Source organism: Halorussus marinus (assembly GCF_004765795.1).
Taxonomy (GTDB): domain Archaea; phylum Halobacteriota; class Halobacteria; order Halobacteriales; family Haladaptataceae; genus Halorussus; species Halorussus marinus.
On sequence record NZ_SBIV01000005.1, the window covers coordinates 81,150 to 97,985 of the forward strand.

The window sequence follows — 16,836 nt, forward strand, 5'->3', positions numbered from 1 at the left end:
TCCGTGGCTGGCCGGCGGTCTCGCGGCCCGGAACGCGCTCCGGGCCGCCTCGACGCCGACTCGCCGGCGGTCCTCGCGACCGTCGCCGGCGCCGAGGGGGCGGCCTACCGCCGCCCGGGCGCAAAGCGGGTGGTCGAGTCCGACGCGGCGCGGGCCGGAGACACCGAGGACCCGCTGGCCGACCTCGCGGCGGCGGCGCTCGACGACGGTCCGCTCGCCCGGACGTTCGACCTGACGGCCGACGGGGGGACGCTCGGCCGGGGACTGGGGTACAGCGGCGTCGTCGACCTGCTGGTCGAACCGATCGACGCGAGCGTCGAGCCGGCGCTCGACCGGATCGCGGCGGGCGAGCGGGTCGCCGTGGTGACGGTCACGGGCGGCGACCGGGCGCCGGTCGGCGCGCGAGCGATCGCGACCCCCGACGGCGGCGTCGAGGCCGCCGACGCGAGGCCACCGATCCCCGACGACGTGCTGGCCGACGTTCGGCCGACGGCCGGCGACCTCGCGGCCGCCGGCGAATCCGCCCGGATCACCGCCGAGACCGACCGCGGGACGGCGACGGTGTTCGTCGACGGCTACGCGCCCGCGACAGAACTCCTCGCGCTCGCCGGCGACCTCGACGTGCGCCCCGTCGCGCGGTTCGCCCGCGAGGCGGGCTTTCGGGTGACGGTCGCGACCCCGACCGGGACCGGGATCGACGCCGGCGACGTTCCGGCCGCCCACCGGGTCCTCGCGATCCGGCCCGCGGACCTCGCCGACGCTGTCGGGCGGCCCGCCGACACCTACGCCGTGCTCCTGTCCCACGACTTCGAGGCCGACCGACTCGCGCTGGCGTCCCTGCTCGACACAGACGTTCCCTACGTCGGCGTGATGGGGCCCCGCGAGCGCTTCGGGGCGCTGGCCGAGGCGCTCGCCGAGGACGGACGCGACCTCTCGGACGCCGACCGCGACCGGATCGCCTCGCCGGTCGGCCTCGACCTCGGGAGCGACGACCCCGCGCAGGTCGGCCTGAGCGTCGTCGCGGAGGCGCTCGCCGTCGCGAACGGCCGCGAGGGCGGTCGGCTCACCCGCGGCGAGGGGCCGATCCACCCGCGCCCGGACGTGTGACCGCGCCGCGCGACCCGCGGTTCGGCGGGCTCACGGGCGGAGCGCGCGCCGGCCGGACCCAAAGCATAACACCCCCGGGTTCGTGGTGTCTGCCAACACTGATGGCGCTCGGACCGAAGCAGTGGCAGTGCAAAGACTGCGGGCGAAAGCACAGCACCGACCGCAAGCAGTGTGTCTCGTGTGGGTACAGCGTGCTCACGCCCGTCGACAACGAGCGCCGACTGAGCCGGCTCGTCTCGACCCTGCTGGCGTTGCTACCCGCTATCCTCTCGATCCTCACGATGGGGCTGTTGGCGTGGGTGCTCTTTTTCTGACCGCGAGGACACAGCCGGCGAGCATCAGCGCCGTCCCGTACAGCGGCGGCGTCGCCAGCGCGAGCGCGGGCGCCAGCGCTTCGAACGCCGCGTCGGGGATCGGCGTCTCGGTCACCAGCGTCTCGACGTTCGACGCGGTGAGCGCGACGTTCGAGACGAACGCGCCGGTCGCGAACAGCGCCCGTTCGGGCCCGGCCTCGAACAGGTAGAGCAGGGGCACCAACGGGAAAAACAGGAACGCGAAGTACAGCAGTAGCGACGGGAACCCGACGACCATCACCGCCATCGTGACGAAGATCGCGACGAGGCGCTCGATCGGCGTCTCGATCCGCCGGAAGGTGTACGCGACGACGGGCGCCAGCGCGAGGAACCCGAGCGCGGTGTAGGCGCTCGACGGGAGCGACGGGAACAGCACCGACAGCGGCCGGCGCACTGTGACCAGCTGGGCGGCGGGGTCGAGCCCGCCGACGAACTGGTCGTTCGAGAGCCGCGGGACCAGCGCCCGTTCGACGTACGTCAGGTGGGTGTCGACGCCGAACGCCGCCACCCCGACCGCGAACGCCCCGACGCCGGTCGCGGTCGCGGCCGCGATCGCCCGCCACGCCCGCCGGCGGAGGAGCCAGAGCCCCACCGCCGCGGGGAAGAGCTTGACGACCGCCGGGAGCGCGAACGCGACGCCGGCCTTCGTCTGCTCGCCGTCGACTTCGAGCCACCAGAACCCCGCCGCGATCGCGAGCAACAGCGGGAAGTTGGTCTCGCCGTACAGGATCGAGGGCACCGAGTGGAGCGACGCGACCGCGAACGCCCCGACGAGCGCGCGGTCGACCCACGGTAGCTCGGTCCCGCGATACCGCTCGGTGAACGCCACGAGCAACGCCGCCACGCCCACGGCGGCCGCGACGTTGACGAGCGTGTGGACCGCGAACGCGGCTTCCCACCCGTCGAGTAGCGCGTAGGGGTAGAACGCCGGGATCGTGACCGGCGGGTAGACGTAGCTGTACGGGTGGCCGGCCGGCGAGGCGGCGTAGAAGTCCCCGCCGGCCAGCGCGGTCTCGGCCGCCAGGTGGTACACCTTCAGGTCGACGCCGACGAGCGACGCTCGGCGGGCGAGCGTCGCCTCGGCGCCGGCGATGCCGAGCAGGACGCCTGCGAGGAGGACGATGCGTGCGGGCCACGGAGAGGGCGGGGCGTCGTCTGTCATGGTGTGGTCGGCAGTCGTCGAACGGGCGAATCGGGAGCGTCGCGACGCTCAGTCCTCGGCCTCGCGGGCCGCCTCGGGCGACCAGTCGTCGAGGGTGCGCTGGACGGCCTCCTCGCCGACCGCGCGGGCCAGCGTCTCGAAGCCCGCCCGCTCGGCCCGGCCGTCGGCGCCCGCGAGCAGTCGCGAGACGATGAACTCCGGGGTCGACCGGCCGACCGTGCCAAAGCGGGGCTGGTAGTCGACTTCGAGTTCGAGGTCGTCGTCGAGCCCCTCGGCGAAGATGCCGTCCTTGCGGGCCTTCTCGGGCAGGGGCTTGAGGTCGTCGGCGAGGTGGGTGACGAACACCCCGAGCGCGCCCCGGTCGACCGTGAGCCGGACCAGCCCGTGGAGCAGGTCGGCCGCGCTTCCCGGTTCGGTGATGGCCTCGAACTCGTCGACCAGCATCAGGGTGTTCTCCCCGCCGGTCAGCGGCGGGACGATGCTCCGGAGCGTCGATTCGAGCACGCCGGCGTTGAAGCTGGCGTGGCGCCGGTGGAACACGATGTCGTCGGACAGCGAGATCGCGGCGCGCTCGGCGGGCACCGGCAGGCCCATCTGGGCGAGCAACGCGCACTGACACAGCGTCTCCAGCAGGGTCGTCTTCCCGCCGGAGTTCGCGCCGGTCAGGACCGCTACCCGGTCGCCGGCCGGCGGGGACCGCTCGCTGTCGGCCGCCGACCCGTCGGCAACGTCGTGGTCGCCGATCGCGTAGGTCACCGGCTGGACGTCCTCGTCGGCGGCTTCGAGTCCGACGTTCCGGGCGTTCCGAACCGCGAACCCGTCGTCGACGAACTCGGGGCGCGAGAGGTCGAACGCGACCGCGAACCGAGCGAGCGAGAGGTGAAACGCGAGGTCCTCGACCGCCTCGGCCGCGGCGTCGATCGCCGCCCGGGCGTCGGCGATCCGGCCCCGGAGCCGGCGGGCGACCGACCGCTCGCGCTCGTCGGCGGCCTCCCGAAGCGCCGCGAGCAGTTCCCGGAGCGTCGCGTTCACGAAGTCAGCGGCGTCGGCGGCGTCGTCGGGGGCGGCGTCTCTGACCCGCTGGAACCCCGCGCCGGTCTCGCTCGCGACGTAGTCGACGACCACCTCGCCGAACTCCGCGCCGGCCCGGGCCTCCGACCGGATCTCCTCCATCGCGTCGAGCGAGTCGGCCGACAGCGCCTCGGTCGCGTCGCGGGCGTCCCGGAGCGAGTCGAGTTCGTCGTCGACCCCGCGAGCCACCTCGCCGCCGTCGAGGTCCGCGAGCGCGTCGGCCGCAGTTTCGAGCGCGTCGCGGTTGATCGCCGTCACGTCGGCGAACGCCCCGCCGGAGACGCCGGCGTCCCGGATCGCCAGCGCTGTCCGGACCGCGGCCTCGTCGCGGTCGAGGCCGTCGTCGGCGTAGGTCTCGAACGCCGCGCGGACCGCCTCGCGGGTCGTCCCGTCGAGGGCCTCCCACGACGCTCTGGCGTCGACCACCGCGTCGAGGCGCGCCTCGGCGTCGTCCCGAGAGCGGAGCGGGGTCAGCACCCGGATGCGGTCGGCCGCCGACTCGGTCAGGGCGTAGTCGCTCGCGATCCCGAGCAGGTCCTTGTACACCGACCGGGCGTCTCTGGTGGCGAGCACCGACATCCCCTCGCCGCCGTTCGCGCGGCGCAGGATGCGGGTCGCGCGCCCGCGGGCCAGCCCCGCCGCCACCAGCGCGCCGACGTCGCCGGACTCGATGGCCTCGATCGAGCGCTCGGTGCCAAGCGCGGCTTCGAGGCGCTCGCTCGTCTTGGGCCCGACGCCCCAGTACTCCTGCAGTCGCATGTCCGAGGCGTGACGCCGGCGGGCCTTAACGTTTGCACAAGAGCCGGTCGCCCCGGTGCAGACGAAACCGTTACAACCGTGGCGGATCTGTCACGACTAACATGCTCCCGCAGTCGGTAGAACGCGGCCCTCACGACGGGGACCTGCGTCGCGTACTGTACGTCGACGCCGGCGACGGAGACGGCGTCGCGGACGCCCCGTCGTTCACGCTCGAAACCGAGTCGCGGGCGACCGACGCGCTGGGCCGTCTCGACGCCGAGCGGTTCGACTGCGTGATCGCGGGGCCCGACCTCCCCGAGACCGACGGCATCACCCTGCTCGAAACCGTCGGCGAGCTGTTCCCGGCGGTCGGGCGCGTCCTCGTGGCCGACTCGGTGGCCGACGCGCCCGACGGCGTCGAGTTCGTCTCCGCCCGGCCGTCCGACGACCGCCCGGCTCGGCTCGCTCGCCGTGTCGCGCGCGTGCTCGATCGCCGCGAGACCGAGCGGTCTCGCGACCTGCTCGCCGACCGGTTCGGCACGCTGGTCGAGTGCTCGCCCGACGCGATGCTCACGCTGGACGACGACTGCACGATCCTGTTCGCCAACGCGGCGACCGAACGGGTGTTCGGCTACGACCCCGCCGAGCTGGTCGGCGACTCGGTGGGCCGCCTGCTCGCCGAGCGGGTCCGCGGGTCGGTCAGGGCGGCGATCGCGGAACTGCGCGAGGCCGACGCGACCGCCGAGTGCGAGTACGTCGAGCTCCCGGGACGGGACCGCGAGGGCGAGGAGATCCCGCTCGTGGTCTCGGTCACCGAGTCGGTCCGGGACGGCCGGCGCTACTACTCGTGTATCGTGAGGGAAGTCAGCGAGCGAAAGCGCCTCGAAGAGCGCCTCGGCGAGGAGCGGCGCAAGACCCGCGACCTCCACGACGTGGCGGTGATGCTCGAAGCCTGCGACACCGCCGACGAGGTGTGTCGGCTCGCGGTCGAGACCGCAGAGCAACTGCTCGAATTCGACATCGCGGCGGTCGATATAGTCGAAGACGACGTGCTCGTCCCGCGGGCCGTCTCGAAAGGGATACCTTCCGACGGCTACTACACGACCACCCCGATCGACGCCGACGACAAGCTCGCGGCGCGGGCGCTCCGGGCCGACGAGACGATCCGGACCGGCGACCTCCGCGAGGCCGGGGTCGACCCGGCCGCGACCGGCTACCGGTCGGCGCTGACCGTTCCCATCGGCGAGACCGGCGTGTTTCAGGCGGTCTCGAAGGAGTCCGACTCCTTCGACGAGAGCGACCGCGAGCTCGCCGAACTGCTGGTGGCTCACATGCGCGAGGCGCTCGCGCGCATCCGGTCTGAGCGCGCGCTGGCCGCCGAGCGCGACCGGTTCGCCGCGCTGTTCGAGCACATCCCCGAACCGACCGTCGACTACCAGATCCGCGACGGCCGTTGTCTCATCGAGGCGGTCAATCCGGCCTTCGAGGCGGTGTTCGGCTACGACGCCGAGGAGGCGGTCGGCGAGGCGGCCGAGGAGCTGATCGTCCCCGAAGAGGCCCGCGCGGAGGCCGAACACCACATTCAGAAGGTCAAGGCCGGCGAGCAGATCAACGCCGAGGTGCGCCGGGAGACCGCCGAGGGCTACCGGGACTTCCTGTTGCGAAACGCCGACATGCCCGGCGAGGACAACGCGGGCTATCTCATCTACACCGACATCACCGACCGCAAGCAACTGGAGCGAGACCTCTCGCGCGAGAAAGAGAAGATCGAGCGGCTCCACCACGTCGCGGTCAGGCTCGAAAGCTCCGAGTCGCCCGACGAGATCTACCAGCGCACCGTCGACGCCGCCGAGGAGATCCTGAAGTTCGACAGCTGTAGCATCGACGTCGACGAGAACGGGTGGTTCGTCGCGAGGGCGACGTCCTCGGAGCTCGAAACCGACGACTACCCCGACCTCCGGACCGACGCGGGGCTCGCCGGCAAGACCTACCAGACCGGCGAGACCTACGTCGTCGACGACGCCCAGAGCCCCGACGGCCCCGAGGTGCTCGACGAGAAGTACCGGTCGTTCCTGAGCGTCCCGGTCGGCGACCGCGGGGTGTTTCAGGCGGCCTCGCGGTCGGTCGGGGAGTTCGACGGCGAGGACGCCCGGCTGGCCGAACTGCTCCTTTCACACGCGGTCCAGGCGCTGGTCCGGGTCGAGTCGAAGTCGGCGCTCCGGGCCGAGCGCGACCGGTTCGCCGCGCTGTTCGAGAACGTCCCCGAACCGATCGCAGACTACGAGTTCCGGGACGGCGAACCCATCGTCCGGTCGGTCAACGAGGCGTTCGAGGCGGTGTTCGGCTACGACGCCGACCGGGCGGTCGGCCGGTCGCTCGACGACCTCATCACCCCCGACGGCGAACGCGGGGCGGCCGAGCGGCTCAACGAGCAGGTGCGGGCCGGCGAGCGCGTCGACGCCGAGGTGCGCCGGGAGGCCGCCGACGGGATCCGCGATTTCCTGTTGCGCAACGCGGAGGTCTCGGGGAGCCCCGGCAACTACGTCATCTACACCGACATCACCGAGCGCAAGGAACGCGAGCGCCGCCACCGGTCGATGACCGAGGACGTGCTCGACAACACCGACGTGGGTATCTTCGTCCTCGACGAGGAGTTCGACGTGGCGTGGGCGAACGCGACGGTCGAGGAGTACTTCGGCGTCGACCGGGAGGACCTGCTCGGCCGCGACAAGGAGACGCTCGTCGACGAGCGCATCGCCCCGACGGTCGAGGACTCGGCGCACTTCGCCGAGACGGTGGTCGGGACGTACGAGGACAACACCGGCGTCGAACAGTTCTCCTGTCGGGTCACGCCCGCCGAGGGCCGGGCCGAGCGGTACCTCCAGCACCGGAGCCGCCCCATCGAGTCGGGGCTGTACGCCGGCGGTCGGGTCGAGCTCTACTACGACGTGACCGAACGCACCGAGCGCGAGGAGATGCTCGACGCGCTCCACGGCGCGAGCCGGCGGCTGATGGCGGCCCAGAGCCAGCGCGAGATCGCCGAGACCGCGGTCGAGACCGCCGCCGAGGTGCTCGACATCCCCCACACGACGGTGCTCCGGTGGAACGACGACGCCGGGGTGCTCGAACCCTACATCGTTCCGCCCGAGACGACCGCCGAGATCGGCGAGACGCCGGACTTCGCGCCCGGGGAGGGGATCGTCGGTAGCGTCTTCGAGTCGGGCGAGCCCGAGCACTTCGACAACGCCTACGACGACCCGCGCGCCCACGACGACGGCGCGTCGGGAGTCCGGGCGTTCGCGGCGTTTCCGCTCGGCGACTGGGGAGTGCTCACCATCGTGTCGACGACGCCCGGGGCGTTCGACGACTACGAGATCGACCTCACGAAGGTGCTCGCGGCCAACGCCGAGGTCGCGCTCAACCGCGCCGAACACGAGGCCGAGCTCGCCGACCAGCGCGAACAGCTCGCCGAACTCGACCGCATCAACGAGGTCATCAGGGACATCGACCAGCTTCTGGTCCGGGCGGGCACCCGCGAGGAGATCGAGCAGGCGGTCTGCGACCGGCTCGCCGACTCCGACCACTACCGGTTCGCGTGGACCGGCACCACCATCGTCGGCAACCGGATCGAACCGACCGCTTCGACGGGGCCCGCGGACGGCTACCTCGACGCGGTGACCGTCCCGGTCGACCACGACGACCACGGGACCGGTCCCGCGGGGCGGGCGGTCCGGACCGGCGAGACGCAGGTGATCGAGTCCATCGCGGACTCGGCGGTGTTCGAACCGTGGCGCGAGCCGGCGCTCGCGCGGGGCTTCCGGTCGATGGCGGCGATCCCGCTCCGGTACCGCGACACCACCTACGGGGTCCTCTGTGTCTACGCCGACCGGGCGAACGCGCTCAACGACCGCGAGACCGCGGTCCTCTCCGAGCTCGGCGAGACCATCGGCCACGCCATCAACGCGGTCGAGAACAAGCGCGCCCTGCTGGCCGACGACGTGGTCGAGGTCGAGTTCGACGTCACCGACGGCGAGGGGTTCTTCTCGCGGGCGGCCCGCGAGGAAGACTGCACATTCACCCTCGAAGGCGTGACGATCAACACCGACGGGTCGTTCGTCCACTTCGTGACCGTCGACGGCATCGACCCCGACCGACTCCGCGAGCGCGCCGAGCCAGACCCCGACATCGAGCGCGCCCGTCTCGTCAACGAACACGACGACGGCCACCTGTTCGAGCTCGTGTACACGGGGCCGTCGTTGCTCTCGACCCTGCTCGATCACGGCGGGACCCTCCGGGAGTCGCGGTTCACCGCCGACGGCGGCCGGAGCGTGGTCGAGCTCCCGATGAACGCCGACGTGCGGGCGGCCATCGAGTCGATCACCGACCGGATCCCCGGCGCGGAGGTGGTCGCCCAGCGCGAGCGCAAGCGTCCCGACCGCACCGTCCAGGAGTTCCGGGCCGCGATCGAGGACGATCTGACCGACCGCCAGCGCTCGGCGCTGGAGGCGGCGTTCTACGCCGGCTTCTTCGAGTGGCCCCGCGAGAGCACCGGCGAGGAGGTCGCCGAGTCGCTCGGGGTCTCGGCGCCGACGTTCCACCAGCACCTCCGGGTCGGCGAGCGCAAACTGCTGGCGGCGCTCCTCGACGAGTAGGGCGCCGAAGGAACACTTTTGTTGTGTCCGGGTCACCTCCCGTCCGACGATGGCCGAGGAGACCGACGAGCGCGAGCGGATCCGACGGCTCCGGGAGGCGGCCCGCGAGCGCTGGAGCGGGGCCGACGACGACGCCGACGCCTTGGCCTCGCGCCTCGACAGCGACGACCCCGAGGTCCGGGCCGAGGCGGTGTGGGGACTCGCCGAGCTCGCGTCCGATCCCGACCGATCGGTCCGGCTCCCGGTCGAGTCGCGGCTCGCTCCGCTTCTCGACGACGACGACCAGTGGGTCCGGCGCGGGGCCTCGTGGGCGCTGGCGATCGTCGCCGACCGCCGCCCCGAGCGCGGCCGCCCCGCGGCCGAGGCGCTCGCGCGCGCGCTGACCGACGACGACCCGCTCGTCCGGGAGAACAACGTCCTCGCGCTCTCGGCCGTGGCCGCCGAGTACCCCCACGCCGCCGAGCCCGCGCTGTCGCGGCTCGCCGACCTCGTCCGGGACGGTGACGGGCTCGTCCGGCAGTACGCCGCCGAGGCGCTCCGACGGCTCGTGGGCCAACTCGACGAGGACGGCTTCCCGGAGACCGTCGAGGCCGGCGGGGAGATCGCGGATCTCCTGCCCGACGACGCGGGCGTGGTCGCGGTGACCGACGAGGGCGGCGCGACCGGGTCGATCCGGGTCCGGACCGACGCCGCGGCGGACGACGAATCGGCGGTCGATTCCGACGCCCGCGACTCGCCCGACGAGACCGGCCCGCCCGAGGCGATCCCCTCGCCGCCGCCGATCGACGCCGATTTCCGGGGGTTCGATCGGCTCGCCGACCGGGGCGGCGACCCCGTGACGACCGCTCGGAAGGCGCGAGCGCCGGCCGCGGGCGCGGACGACCGGCCCGTCGTCGTCTCGCTCCGGACGGCCCGATCGGAGGCGGGCGTCGACGCCGACCGGGTCGCGGAGGCGTTCCGGGCGTGGGACCGCATCGACGACCACGACCACGTCGCGCCGGTCCTCGCCCGCGGCGACCGGCCCCGGCCGTGGATCGCGACCGAGTTCATGGACGCGGGCACGCTCCGAGATGCGGTCGGCTCCGTCGGCTTCGAGCGGGCGCTCTGGACGGTCCACTGCCTCTCGCGGGCGGTCTCTCACGCCCACTCTCGGGGAGTCGTCCACGGCGCGCTTCGGCCCGGTGCGGTCGGGCTCTCGACGGTGCTCGGAGCGTGGCCGGCGCCGAAGGTCGGCGACTGGGGGCTGGGCGAGCCCCTCGCCGCGGTCGCCTCCCCGCCGGTCCCGCCCGCGTTCGCCGCGCCCGAGCACTTCGACCCCGAGGCGTTCGGCCGCCCCGATCAGGCCACCGACGTCTACCAGTTGGGCGCGCTCGCGTACGCGCTGTTCGCCGGTCGGCCCCCGTTCGTCGACGCCGCCGGCGAGATCGTCCGCGACTCGCCCGTCGCGGAGCCGCCGCCGGTCACCGACCACGTTCCCGGCGTCCCCGCGGCGGTCGACGATCTGGTGGCGCGGGCGCTCGCGGCCGACAAGCGCGCGCGGTTCGAGACCGCGGCGGACTTCCGACGGGACGTCGAACTCCTCGCGTCGGAGTTCGACTGGGCGGGGCGGTGAGCCGCTGTCGGACTACCGGGCGCCCGCCGGGGCGCCGTCGTTGTGAAAGTACACGACGCGCTCGCCCTCCCCGGTCGCTGTCTCGCGCTCGACGTCCTGCCTGCTCGCGCACCGCCGCCGGTAGCGTTTCAGGAACGACAGCGGCTGGCCGCCGAAGACGTCGGCCCACCGGTCGCCCCGTTCGACGAGGAGCCGCTCGTCGTACGGCTCGCCACAGACCGGGCAAGCGGGTTCGTCGGGGTCGTTCGAGTGCATTCGTGGGGTAGTTGGGGCGCGAGCTGTTTCAATGTCGCGGGGGCGTTACTTGGCTCGTCGCGCGAGCAGCGCCGCCGCGAGCAACGCGACCGCCGCGGTCCCGACGCCGAATCCGGGCACGCTCGGCGTCTGGCCGTCCGCGTCCGAGTCGTCCTCGCCGGTCACTTCGAGGCGCGCGGTCTCGTCGTTGACGCCGACGGTGTAGGTTCCGCCGGCGTCGACGCGCTGTTCGAAGGTGACCTCACGTCGCTCGCCGCCGGGCACCTCGACGGTCTCGGTTTCGAGGTCCTCGCCGAACATCGACAGGGTGAGATCGACGGTGCCGGGCTCGCCGCCGGCGTTCTCGACCGTGGCGGTGACCGCGACGGTCTCGCCCGCCTCGATGCTCGACGACGACAGCGAGAGATCGACGACCGAGACGTCGGACGGGCCGGTCGCGCCCTCCTCGACGGTCAGGTCGCCGAGTTCGTCGCCGCCGAGGGTCGCCTCGTAAGTGCCGGGCTCGACGTCGTCGGCACGCAGGGTCACCTCCGTCCGCTCGCCGGCGGGCACCGAGACGCGCTCGGTCGCGACCGTCTCGCCGTCGAGCGCGAGGCTGACGGGGACGGTCCGGTCGGACGCGCCCGGATTCCGGAGGGTCGCGGTCGCTTCGACCGCGCCCTCGGGGCCGACCGCGGTCTCGGCGAGCGCGGCGTCGGCTACTTCGACGGTCCGGTCGGCGCCGACCGCGATCGCGCCCAGCCCGTCGGTCGTCGCTTCGAAGCGGTAGCCGCCGTCGGTCTCCTCGACCATCGTCGCGTCGAGGCGCTCCCACGCGCCGTCGTAGCCGTACACCGACACGTCGGCGGCGCCGCGCAGTTCGCCCAGCGCGGCGCGCTCGACCCCAAAGGACACGGTCGCGTTCTCGACGCCGCCTTCGAGGTACTTCGCGCTCACGTCGAGGGACGCGAGCGTCCGGTCGCTCGCGGTCGGCGCCGGCGCTTCGCCCGGCGCTTTGGCGCTCGCGACCGCCTCGAAGGCGACGTGGGCGTCGTCGCTGTCGAGGTTCACGTCGAGGCGGTCGAAACGGACGCCGGTCGCGTTCGCGACGCCGGTCTCGCGCAGATCGGCCGACACCGTCTCGTCGGCGCGGCCGTTTCTGACGTCGACCAGCGTCGCGTTCGCCCCGGCGCGCTCTATCTGGGTCACGACCGCCGGCGGGCTCGCCGAACCGCCACCGCCGCCACCGCCGCCACCGCCGCCACCGCCGCCGATGGAGCCGCCCGTCGAGCCGCCGTCGTCCTCGTCGTCGATGGCGCGCTCGCCCTCGTTCACGGTGACCTCGACCGCGGCCTCGTTGGCGTTCCCGCGCTCGGTCCCGATGGTGACCGTTGCGGTGTAGGTCCCGCTCGCGTCGTAGCGGTGGATCACGGCGTCCTCGCCCGCGCCCGTCGTCCGCTCGGGGTCGCCGTCGCCGTCGAAGTCCCACCGGTACTCGGTCACGTTCGAGGGCGCGGTCGAGCCGTTCGCGTCGAACCGGAGCGGGTCGGTGGCGTTCACCTCGCTCGCGTTGACCGCCAGTTCGGCGTCCGGACCGGGGTCGACGGTGAACGAGAACCCGCGGGTGGCGGCGTGGCCCGCGGCGTCGCTCGCCCGGACGCTCCCGTCGTACGTCCCGGCGTCGAACTCCCGCGAGAGCGTCGCGCCGGCGGTGGTCCGCTCGTACTCGCCGTCGCCGTCGAGGTCCCACGCGTACTCGGTGATCCCGACGTTGTCGGTGGCGTTGGCGTAGAGGTCCACCACGTCGCCCGCCGTGATCGTCGCCGCGGCGGGCGCGTCGCCGTCGGCGGTCACGTTCCCGATCGCGGGGGCCTCGGCCGGCGTCACGTCGAGCGCGACCGTCGCGTTGTCGGTGTTTCCGTTGCCGTCTTCGACCGCGACGGCGGCCTCGTAGGTGCCGTTCGCGCGGTACGGCGGGACGGCGCTCGTCACGGGGTCGCTGGTGGCGTTCTCGTACTCGCCGTCGCCGTCGAGGTCCCACCGGTACTCGGCGATGCCGCGGTTGTCGTCGCTGGCGCTCGCGTCGAACTCGACCGTCGTATCCGCCTCGAACGCGGTCGGCGAGGCGTCGAGCGACGCCTCGGGGTCCGCGGTGTCGGGCGCCTCGATCTCGACGGTCCGCTCGACGGTGGCCTCGCGTCCGCCGCGGTCGGCGACCGTCAGCGACACCTCGTAGCTCCCGTTCTGGTCGAACCGATGGGCGGTGCGCGTCTCGCCGGTCACCGTCGAGTTGTCGTCGCCGAAGGTCCAGGTCACCGAGCTCTGGTCGATGCGGCCGTTGTCGGTGCTGTTGCTCGCGTCGAACACCAGCCGTTCGCCCTCGACGTGGTAGTCGGGGAGGCCGACGTCTCCGGACGCCACGCTCATCGCCGCGGTCGGCGGTTCGGCGGGTCGGACGGTGATCGGTATCGAGTCGGTGCTCTCGGTGCCCTCCGCGGACTCTGCCAGCACCTCGACGGTCCGTTCGCCCGTCCGGTTCGCGTCGTATCGGTGGGTTATCGTTCGGTCGGTCCGGTTTCGCTCGTACTCGCCGTCGCCGTCGAGGTCCCAGTAGAACTCGGCGGCGTCCGTGCCCGCGTCGAACGTGACTGGCCCGCCGACCTCCGGGTCGTCGTAGTCGGCGCTCAGGTCCGCGTTCGTACACTCGCCCCCGCGGGTGATGGTGACCGGTTCGTCCATGTCGAGGCGGACGTTGTCGTCGCCTTTCCGCCGGACGACCCAGTCGGTGACGGTGTCGTTTTGCTCGTCGTAGCGCCACCAGTAGTTGCTCCAGTGGTACGACTCCTCGTTGAAGTACGGTTCGATGGTGATGCTCTCGCCGTATCCGAGGTTCTGTAGCCCGCGGTACGCGCCGCCGTCCGTTCCGTGGTCGCCCCACCGCCAGTGGGCGGTGAAGTCGCTGTTGCCGTCGTAGCTCTCGATCGGGACGGCTCCGTAGTTGTTGTCGCGGTGGCCGTAGCGGGTGTGGCGGTCCTCGTCGTAGTCGAACTCGCCCGAGTCGTAGTAGAGCGCGTCCATGTCCTCGGGGTAGAGGTCGTCCATGTACGCCCACTCGCCCGCGGGCAGGTCGCGGAAGACGAACGACACCGCCCCGCCGCCCGGCTGGGGGCTCATGAACCCCTCGCGAGTGCTATGGAAGTGCTCCCCGTTGTACGGGCCGTGGGATCCGATCCCGGTGTCGTCGTAGAGTTTGTCGTGGCGGACGACGAGGCTGTCGCCCTCCGGGCCGTCGTAGAAGAACATGTGGCTCTCCTGGTTCGTCGACCAGTTCCACAGTCCGTAGGTGCCGTACGCCCACGGCTCCTTCCAGTAGGGCTCGGAGAGCCACGGCGCGTAGTGGGGTATCTGGCCCCACGCCTGACCGTTGTCGCTCACGTTGCCCTCGGGATCCCGGTACCGGTAGTCCATCACGGACTCGATCGTCGGCGAGCCGTCCCAGCTTCGGTTCGGCACGTAGCCGAACTCCTCGGTCTCGTCGACGATCTCGACGTGCGGTCGGATCGTCTCCTCGGGGTACTCGGGGTTCTGATCGCCCGGTTCGAACGGTGTCACTTCCCAGCACTCGTCGCCCTGTGTGATCACGTACCGGTTCGAAGCCTCCTGTGCGCCCGCGGTTCCGACCATGCCCGTCGGGAGGACGGACGCGACGACCAGCAGTGTCAGTGCGACGCTCGCTATCTTATCTACGCGCATGCGATGATACCGACCGTATTCCGCTGTTTCCCTTTGTTATGGACTTGCTGTCGGAGAATTTGGCATCGGCTACGCGCGAGTAGCTCCTGCAAGAACTGATCGAACGCCGCGCGTACCGGCTCGGTAACCGCACCGTACGGTCGGGGGTGGCCAGCGGGCTACTCGGTCCGGTCGCGCTCGTCGACCGCTTCGGCGTCGCGCTCGGTCACCCGGACCCCCTTCGAGGACAGGTGAGACATCTGCTGGCGCGCGAACTCCTCCTCGGTGGTGCCCAGCGTCGCGAGCACGTACAGCCGGGCGTTGCCGGTCGGGCGCATCGTCCGGCCGGCCCGCTGGGAGCCCTGCCGGCGCGACCCGCCGAGCCCCGAGGCCACGATCGCCAGTTCGGCGTCGGGCAGGTCGATCCCCTCGTCGCCGACCCGCGAGACCACCAGCGCGTCGCGCTCTCCCGTCCGGAACTCCTGTAACAACAGCTCCCGGCGGGCGTGGCGCATCTCGCCGCTGATGAACGGGAGGTCGAGCGCCTCGGCGATCGCCGTCCCGTGGTCGAGGTACTCCACGAAGATCAGCGCCTTCGAGGTGGGGTGTTGGGCGAGCAGGTGGCGGATCTCGTCGAGCTTCGCGGGGTTGCTCGCCGCGACCCGGCGGCGCTCGTGGCCGTGGGCGGTTCCGTACTCGTTCCGGTAGGTCTCGTCGTCCCACGGGACGTATCTGATCTGGACCTCCGGCTCCTGAACGTAGCCCGCCTCGAACAGCGCGTCCCAGTCGGTGCCGATCGGCGGACCGACGAGGGTGAAAATCTCCTCCTCGCGGTCGTCCTCCCGGACGGGCGTGGCGCTGAGCCCGAGCCGGTGTTTGCTCTGGAGGTCCGCCGAGCGCCGGAACACGTTCGAGGGGATGTGCTGGCACTCGTCGTACACGATCAGCCCCCACTCGCGCTTGTCGAACAGCTGGCGGTGCCGATCCATCCCCGCGGTCTGGTAGGTGGCGATCGTGACGGGCCGGACCTGCTTGGTGCCGCCGTGGTACTCCCCGATCTGGCTCTCGTCGAGGGTGGTGTGTGCGAGCAGTTCCTCGCGCCACTGGGTGGCGAGCTCCCGGCTGGGGACCAGGATCAGCGTCTCGCCGCCCACCGCTTCGAGCACGCCCATCGCCGCGACGGTCTTGCCCGACCCGGGCGGCCCGACCAGCACGCCCGATTTGGTCTCGACGAACTCGGTGACCCACTCGCGCTGGTACGGCCGGAGATCGAGAGTCAGCGCCACGTCGAGGGGCTCGCCGGTTTCGAGGTCCCGCTCGTCCTGCACGGGGTAGCCCGCCTCGTAGAGGACGCGCTTGATCTCGGCGACCGCCCCCTCGGCGACCCAGCTCTCGGTGTCCGAGATCGGCGCCCGGAGCTGGCCCTCGTCGAGCTTCTGGCGTGCGACGTTGCCCATCAGGTCCTCGCTTGCGGCTTCGAGGACGACGTAGCCGTCCTCGTGGGTCGTCAGGACGAACTGGCGGGCGCGCTTCCACTGGCTCTCGATCCAGTCTTCGAGGTGGGCCGACCGCTCGGGAACCACGTCCCGGACGGTCCCGAGCAGAGCGTCGAGGTCGTCGTACGGGGCGGCCCAGACGTCTTCCTGTCGGATTCGATAGAGGTACCCGCCCTCGCGGGTCGTCTCGACGAGGTGAGCGAACTGCGAGAGCTGGGCCCGGGTGAACTGGGTCGGCTGGTCGACCACCAGCTCGCGGCGCTTCGGAAACACCACCACGCGCTCGCGGTCGGCGACCGCCCCCCAGTCGGTCGGATACCAGACCACCGGGTCGGTCGAGACGTCGAGGCGTTCGACGCCCTCCTCGCCCGCCAGCCCAGCCAGTTCCTCGGCGGTCTCGGCCTGCGTGCGATCGAGCGCCCGCGCGACCTCCTCGGCGGTCACGACCGGGCGTCCGAACTCCTCGACGGCGTCGTGGAACGCCGAGACGTCGACCGCCTCGGCGCGCTCGCCCTCGGCATCGTCCACCGCGCTCTCGTCCCCGTCGGCGACTTCGCCGCCGGCCTCGTCTCCGGTGTCGGTCACTGGCACGCGGTAGGGCCGGCACGGACAAACGGCTTGCGCTCTGGCCGTCGCCGGCCGTCTCAGCTTCCGAACCGTCGCGGGGACCCGCCCGTTG

Annotated in this window: 9 protein-coding genes; 4 read left to right on the forward strand and 5 right to left on the reverse strand. The window is 72.1% G+C overall.

Going from position 1 to position 16,836, the window contains the following annotated elements:
• Positions 1-3: 3 nt before the first annotated feature.
• Both EPY72_RS11280 and EPY72_RS11285 read left to right on the forward strand, forming a co-directional pair.
• Positions 4-1,107: an XdhC family protein gene (locus EPY72_RS11280; RefSeq protein WP_244605568.1), complete on the forward strand. Its 1,104-nt coding sequence runs from the start codon at positions 4-6 to the stop codon at positions 1,105-1,107.
• A 101-nt stretch (positions 1,108-1,208) separates the two neighbouring features.
• A complete protein-coding gene (locus EPY72_RS11285; protein ID WP_134672402.1) occupies positions 1,209-1,421 on the forward strand; it encodes a hypothetical protein in 213 nt (70 codons plus the stop codon).
• On the opposite strand, the gene EPY72_RS11290 is transcribed toward EPY72_RS11285, so the two are convergent.
• Both EPY72_RS11290 and EPY72_RS11295 read right to left on the reverse strand, forming a co-directional pair.
• Positions 1,384-2,622, reverse strand: a complete 1,239-nt coding sequence (locus EPY72_RS11290) for a glycosyltransferase family 87 protein (RefSeq protein WP_135806486.1) — start codon at positions 2,620-2,622, stop codon at positions 1,384-1,386. The genes EPY72_RS11285 and EPY72_RS11290 overlap by 38 nt on opposite strands.
• A 48-nt stretch (positions 2,623-2,670) precedes the next feature.
• Positions 2,671-4,452, reverse strand: a complete 1,782-nt coding sequence (locus EPY72_RS11295; RefSeq protein ID WP_135806487.1) for a MutS-related protein — start codon at positions 4,450-4,452, stop codon at positions 2,671-2,673.
• A gap of 101 nt (positions 4,453-4,553) precedes the next feature.
• Here EPY72_RS11295 and EPY72_RS11300 point away from each other — a divergent pair, with 101 nt between their 5' ends.
• Positions 4,554-9,083, forward strand: coding sequence for a GAF domain-containing protein (locus EPY72_RS11300; RefSeq protein WP_135806488.1), 4,530 nt, complete (start codon positions 4,554-4,556; stop codon positions 9,081-9,083).
• Positions 9,084-9,132: 49 nt separating this feature from the next.
• Positions 9,133-10,695, forward strand: a complete 1,563-nt coding sequence (locus EPY72_RS11305) for a HEAT repeat domain-containing protein (protein ID WP_135806489.1) — start codon at positions 9,133-9,135, stop codon at positions 10,693-10,695.
• Positions 10,696-10,707: 12 nt separating this feature from the next.
• On the opposite strand, the gene EPY72_RS11310 is transcribed toward EPY72_RS11305, so the two are convergent.
• From EPY72_RS11310 to EPY72_RS11320, 3 genes are all read right to left on the reverse strand, one after another.
• On the reverse strand, positions 10,708-10,950 hold the full coding sequence (locus EPY72_RS11310) for a hypothetical protein (RefSeq protein ID WP_134672407.1): 243 nt from the start codon (positions 10,948-10,950) through the stop codon (positions 10,708-10,710).
• A 45-nt stretch (positions 10,951-10,995) separates the two neighbouring features.
• Positions 10,996-14,682 (reverse strand): PKD domain-containing protein, encoded by a 3,687-nt coding sequence (locus tag EPY72_RS11315; protein ID WP_135806490.1) that lies wholly within the window; start codon positions 14,680-14,682, stop codon positions 10,996-10,998.
• A 158-nt stretch (positions 14,683-14,840) separates the two neighbouring features.
• On the reverse strand, positions 14,841-16,742 hold the full coding sequence (locus EPY72_RS11320; RefSeq protein WP_394346147.1) for a DEAD/DEAH box helicase: 1,902 nt from the start codon (positions 16,740-16,742) through the stop codon (positions 14,841-14,843).
• Positions 16,743-16,836 lie beyond the last annotated feature (94 nt).

Bases quoted from the DNA above. Each gene is read 5' to 3' on its own strand.
- EPY72_RS11285 (WP_134672402.1), top strand. From the start codon at position 1,209: ATGGCGCTCGGACCGAAGCAGTGGCAGTGCAAAGACTGCGGGCGAAAG.
- EPY72_RS11290 (WP_135806486.1), bottom strand. From the start codon at position 2,622: ATGACAGACGACGCCCCGCCCTCTCCGTGGCCCGCACGCATCGTCCTC.
- EPY72_RS11295 (WP_135806487.1), bottom strand. From the start codon at position 4,452: ATGCGACTGCAGGAGTACTGGGGCGTCGGGCCCAAGACGAGCGAGCGC.
- EPY72_RS11300 (WP_135806488.1), top strand. From the start codon at position 4,554: ATGCTCCCGCAGTCGGTAGAACGCGGCCCTCACGACGGGGACCTGCGT.
- EPY72_RS11305 (WP_135806489.1), top strand. From the start codon at position 9,133: ATGGCCGAGGAGACCGACGAGCGCGAGCGGATCCGACGGCTCCGGGAG.
- EPY72_RS11310 (WP_134672407.1), bottom strand. From the start codon at position 10,950: ATGCACTCGAACGACCCCGACGAACCCGCTTGCCCGGTCTGTGGCGAG.
- EPY72_RS11315 (WP_135806490.1), bottom strand. From the start codon at position 14,682: ATGCGCGTAGATAAGATAGCGAGCGTCGCACTGACACTGCTGGTCGTC.